A 5,663-nucleotide genomic window follows, 5' to 3' on the forward strand; every position below is an offset into this window, starting at 1 on the left:
GTTATAAAAATCACTCATATTATACCTCCGTGCTTTATATTTTATCCCGAATAGACATTATCCCGAATAGACTTATTTAGCCATATCTAATTGATTGAAATCCTCATTTATTATATAATAAATGATAGATAAAAACAAGAAAAACTATGCGTATTGCAAAAGAGTTTGAAAACAAGCCTCTAAAATCAGTCTAAAAAGGCTATTTATAGGGTTTGCTAATTTTAAAAAAAGGAGGAGTTGTTCAGTGAAGGATAAGAAGAAATCAATACTGAAAAGACTAATGGCTTACGGTGGTGAAAAAAGTTTTTTACTCTATATTGCTATGGTTATGTCTGCTGTATCAGGTGTCATGGTTTTGATGCCTATGGTATATATTCATAGAATTGTAAATAACTTAATTTTAAATGGGATGGTGAATTTTGATTATGTAAAGGAAAATTCAATTTATGCAGCAGTCTTTGCCGTTCTGGGGCTTTTTATATACCTAATAGGTTTAATTTTATCCCATATTTTTGCATTTGAAGTGGAAGATAACATTATTAAGACTTCCGTAACAAAACTAATAAACAAACCGCTTGGGTATTTCGATGACAAAGAAAGCGGAAGGATAAGAAATGTAATTGTGTCCGGAGCGTCTGAAACCCATTCTTTTATAGCGCATCAACTTCCTGATATGGCGATGACCATTATATCGCCAATCGTCCTGCTTGTATTTTTCTTCGTGTTTAACTGGAAGTTAGGACTTGCCAGTATGATACCGATGATTATCGGTATGACATTGATGTCATCTATGATGACAACCGAAACAAAAAAAATGAAGGATGAGTATTATGCAGGACTTTCCGATTTATCTTCTCAGACTGTGGAATATGTTCGAGGAATTCCTGTTGTTAAAACATTTGCACAAAGTGTTGAGAGCTTTGATAAGTTATATTCGTTAATCATAAAAACAAAAGACAATGTACTTAAGCTTACTATGAGTTATACGAATAAAATGTCGTGGTTTGAAACCGTTTCTACATCGACGGCATTTTTCTTGGTACCTGTGGCATTACTCTTAATAAAATTTAATGGAAACTTATCTAATGTAGTTGCAGATTCTGTTATTTACTTCCTAATAGGACCGGCATTTGCTACTTTTATTATGAGAACTGCGACGATTACACAATACAGTTATTTTGCAGAACTTGCTTTAGATAAAATTGAAAATATACTTGAGTTTGATGATTTTGTTTATGGAAATAAAACAAGTTCTGATGTTGGGATAGAGTTTAAAAATGTAAGCTTTTCTTATGAAGATGAAAATGTATTAGACGATATTTCATTTAAGGTGAATAAAGGAGAACGAGTTGCTTTAGTCGGATCATCAGGCAGTGGTAAAACTACTATAGCAAGGCTTGCTGCACGATTTTACGATATTAAAACAGGTGAAATTTATATTGGAGGAATTAATATAAAAGATTTTGAAAAAGAGGCTTTAATGAGAAAAATTGCTTTTGTTTTTCAAAACTCTAAACTATTTAAAATGAGTTTAAGAGATAATCTTTTAATCGGAAAGCCTGATGCAACTAATGAAGAAATTGACAATGCCTTAATCAATTCAGGGGCTAAAGATATTATTAAAAATTTAGATAAAGGACTTGATACTGTTTACGGAACTAAAGGCACATATTTTTCAGGAGGAGAGGCTCAAAGGATTTCTATAGCGAGAGCTTTTTTGAAAGATGCAGATATTATCATTTTAGATGAAGCTACAGCCTTTGCAGATCCTGAAAATGAACATTTGATTCAAGAGTCTTTTAAGAAGCTATCAAAAAACAAGACAACATTGATGATTGCTCATAGATTATCTACAGTAGTAGATGCGGATAAAATTCTTGTTATTGATAAGGGGAAAATTGTAGAAGAAGGCAAGCATTCAGATTTAATCGGTATGAGTGGGCCTTACAAAAAACTTTGGGAAGAATATCAAAAATCCGTAAATTGGAAGATAGGAGGTTAAACATATGGTTTCTTATTTTATGAAAAAATATGCGATGTCAGAAAAAGGCGCTCTTAACTTAAAAAAAGCCATATTTTCACACACGCTTGTTAATTTAACTAAATTGTTCGCACCAATGATCGGTTTTATGTTTCTGTTTCAGTATATAGGCATTTTAAAAAGTATTGAGAGTTACAATTTTACTTCTGTTCATTATATTGCACTAATTGTAGTAATGATGATTGTGATGTTCTTAATAGCGAGGTGGGATTATGTAAGACTTTACACCAATGTGTACAACGAGAGTGCAAATTCAAGAATTGAGTTAGCGGAAAAGTTAAAGAAATTACCTCTTTCTTATTTTGGTAAAAGAGATTTGGCAGACCTTGCGGAAACCATGATGAATGACATGAACTTATATGAAACAATTTTTTCTCATGCTGTACCTCATATATATTCAACGGCTATATCCACAAGTATTATTGCTTTAATGCTTATCTTCTATAATTGGAAACTTGCACTTGCAGCCCTTTGGGTAATTCCCATTTCTATTTTGATTATATTTTTATCAAAGAAAAGTCAGAAAAAAATAGTACAAGGCTGGATAGATGATAATCGTAAGGTTTTTGATAATCTACAGGAAAATATAGAGCAGATAGAGCAAATAAAATCTTACAACTTAGAAGATAGGATGTTAAATGATTTTTTTGAAAAATTAAATGCATCCACAAAACAGAAGACGAAAGGTGAAGTTGTAGCCGGAACACTTACAGGAATAGCTGCCGCAATTTTAAAGCTTGGAATTATAAGTGTTGCCGTTATCGGCGTCAATATGCTTATGGCAGGGGAGGTAAGTGCGCTGGTTTATATCGCATTTTTAATGCTTACAGCAAGTATTTATCTTCCTATAGAAGGAATAATCACCTTTATGTCAATGATAGTTATGCTTGATGCGGTTGTAGGGAGAATAAAGGAAATAAAGACCATGCCTGTTCAAAAAGGCAAAAAAGATATTGACATTAAAAATTACGATATTGAGTTCAAGGATGTTTATTTCGGATATGATGATTATTCTGTAATAAATTGTGTGAGCTTTACTGCAAAGCAGGGTGAAATCACTGCGCTAATCGGTTCAAGCGGAAGCGGAAAAACAACTCTCACCAAGCTTGCTGCAAGATTTTGGGATATAGATAAAGGAAAGATTTTGATAGGGGGAGAGGACATCGGTAAAATTGATCCGGAAACACTCCTTAAAAATTTCTCTATCGTTTTCCAAGATGTTACTCTTTTTAATTCAAGCATAAAAGATAATATAAAAATTGGTAAAAAAGATGCTACAGATGAAGAGATTATAAGAGCGGCTAAAATAGCAAGATGTTATGAATTTATAGACAAAATGCCGGATGGAATAGATACAGTAATAGGTGAAAACGGACAAAGACTTTCAGGCGGAGAAAGACAAAGAATCTCAATAGCAAGGGCAATACTAAAAGACGCACCAATCATATTGCTTGATGAGGCTACAGCATCTCTGGATGTTGAAAATGAAAGTCTAATTCAAGAGGCTTTATCCGAACTTATAAAAGAAAAAACGGCAATTGTTATTGCTCATAGATTAAGAACAATAAGAAATGCAAATAAAATCGTTTTATTAAATGCCGGAAAAATAGAAGCGATAGGGACAGATGAAGAACTTTGTAAAAGCTCGGAATTTTATAAAGCAATGCTTAGAAAATCAAATATTCAGTGAAAACTTATTTAGAAGGAAAATATAAAAATGGAAAAATTAAGAATTAAAGATTTAGTTACGATAGGTGTATTTACAGTAATATATTTTGTACTTATGTTTGCTTCGGGAATGATTGGTATTGTACCGATTTTATACTTGGCATACCCTACACTGGCAGGCATTATAACAGGAATAGTTATAATGCTCTTTATGGCAAAAGTTCAAAAATCATGGGGATTATTTATACTTGGGTTGATTTGTAGTCTTTTAGCAATTGCAATGGGAAATACATATGTAATATTGATACATGCTGTAATCAGTATGGCAATTGCGGAACTTTTAAGAAAAAAAGGAGAATATAAATCATTTAAATTTAATATGCTCTCATTTGTCGTATTCAACACTTGGATTTGTGGTTTCCTTATGCAAGTTTTGTTGGCTAAAGACAAGGTTATTAAACTGGCGGAAACAGGCGGTATGGGTCACGATTATATAATGAAGCTCATAGCACTTTTGAATTATCGAAGTATGGTATTAGTATATATCGGTGCTGTTGTCGGCGGGATACTCGGCGCATATATCGGTAAAGTCTTTTTGAAAAAGCATTTCGAAAAAGCTGGTATTGTATAATGCTCGTTTCTTTAGACAATCCATATAATCCCAATCCAATTAGTAAAATTTTAGTAAGTTTTTCACTTGGATTTGCTGTATTTTATAAAGTAAATACCTATTTTGAATGGGGAATTGTGCTTCTTATTTCATTTCTTTTTTTAATGAATGGATTTAAGAAAGAAGCCTTAAAAAACATATCATTTTTTGGGGTTCTTTCTTTGATACCTAATCTTGATGTAATTAGAAATATGAATGCGATTTTAATGATGTTTTTTATGCTATTTGCTGTATGTAAGATGTTTTATCTTCCATTTAGTGCGGGAAGTTTTTTTTTAAAAACATCGGATGTAGGAAGTGTAATATCCTCAATGGATAAAATGAATTTACCTCGTACTGTTTCTATACCAATTGCTGTAATGTTTAGGTTTTTTCCTTCATTTAGGGAAGAAAGTCACAATATAAAACTTGCTATGAAAATAAGGGGTATTACATTTAAAAATCCAATTTCATACATCGAGTATGTAATTGTGCCTTTACTTGTTATGTCTTCTAATATTTCTGATGATATTGCAAAGGCAGCAGAAACAAAATGTATTGAAAATCCTGTTAAAAAAACTAGGTACATATCCGTCAAAACGAAAACAGTTGATTTTGTTTATGTGCTTTCAATACTGATTATGGTTATAGGAGGAGCTTTATGGTAGAAATTGAAAATTTATCTCTATCTTATGGAAATTCTCCTAAAGTGTTAAAAAACATTTCTTTAGATGTAAAAAAAGGCGAATGTGTATTATTTACTGGGAAAAGTGGTAGCGGAAAATCTTCAATTATAAATTCTATCAATGGGTTAGCTGTACGATATGATGGAGCTTCTATGGGTGGAACCATCAGGATTGATAATAAAGATATTAAAAACCTCGAATTATACGAAATATCGCTCTTAGTATCAAATGTATTTCAAAATCCAAAGACACACTTTTTCAATATAAATACTACTCTTGAATTACTTCTCTATTTGGAGAATATAGGACTTTCAAAAAAACAAATGGATGAAAGACTAAATGATATGTTGGATTTGTTTCCGATAGAACATCTTTTAAATAGAGATATTTTTAAGCTTTCGGGTGGAGAAAAGCAGATTTTATGTATTGCTGCAAGTTATATATCTGGAACGGAAATCATTGTTTTAGATGAGCCTTCATCAAATCTTGATGAAGAAAACATTTTAATCATAAAAGAAATGCTTATAAAACTTAAAGATAAGGGGAAAACTCTTATAATCTCGGAACATAGAATATTTTATCTAATGGATATTGTAGATAGAGTTTTTTTGATTAAAGA

At 31.7% G+C, this 5,663-nt stretch carries 5 protein-coding genes; all 5 read left to right on the top strand.

What is annotated here, in order from left to right:
- The first annotated feature begins 244 nt into the window (after positions 1-244).
- Complete coding sequence (locus D8877_RS12125) at positions 245-2,002, top strand: ABC transporter ATP-binding protein (RefSeq protein ID WP_000653339.1); 1,758 nt, start codon at positions 245-247, stop codon at positions 2,000-2,002.
- Positions 2,003-2,006: 4 nt separating this feature from the next.
- Positions 2,007-3,731, top strand: coding sequence for an ABC transporter ATP-binding protein (locus tag D8877_RS12130; RefSeq protein WP_084888027.1), 1,725 nt, complete (start codon positions 2,007-2,009; stop codon positions 3,729-3,731).
- A gap of 21 nt (positions 3,732-3,752) precedes the next feature.
- Positions 3,753-4,340 (top strand): MptD family putative ECF transporter S component, encoded by a 588-nt coding sequence (locus D8877_RS12135; protein ID WP_042768183.1) that lies wholly within the window; start codon positions 3,753-3,755, stop codon positions 4,338-4,340.
- Positions 4,337-5,026, top strand: coding sequence for an energy-coupling factor transporter transmembrane component T (locus D8877_RS12140; RefSeq protein WP_162837406.1), 690 nt, complete (start codon positions 4,337-4,339; stop codon positions 5,024-5,026). The genes D8877_RS12135 and D8877_RS12140 overlap by 4 nt, the downstream gene beginning before the upstream one ends.
- A partial coding sequence (locus D8877_RS12145) for an ABC transporter ATP-binding protein (protein WP_142999431.1) occupies positions 5,020-5,663 on the top strand: 644 nt, incomplete at its 3' end. The genes D8877_RS12140 and D8877_RS12145, both read left to right, overlap by 7 nt.

This window comes from Streptococcus sanguinis (assembly GCF_003943735.1).
GTDB lineage: Bacteria > Bacillota > Bacilli > Lactobacillales > Streptococcaceae > Streptococcus > Streptococcus sanguinis_E.

What these genes read in the sequence shown, in the direction of transcription:
- D8877_RS12130 (WP_084888027.1), top strand. Translation starts at nt 2,007, where the DNA reads ATGGTTTCTTATTTTATGAAAAAATATGCGATGTCAGAAAAAGGCGCT.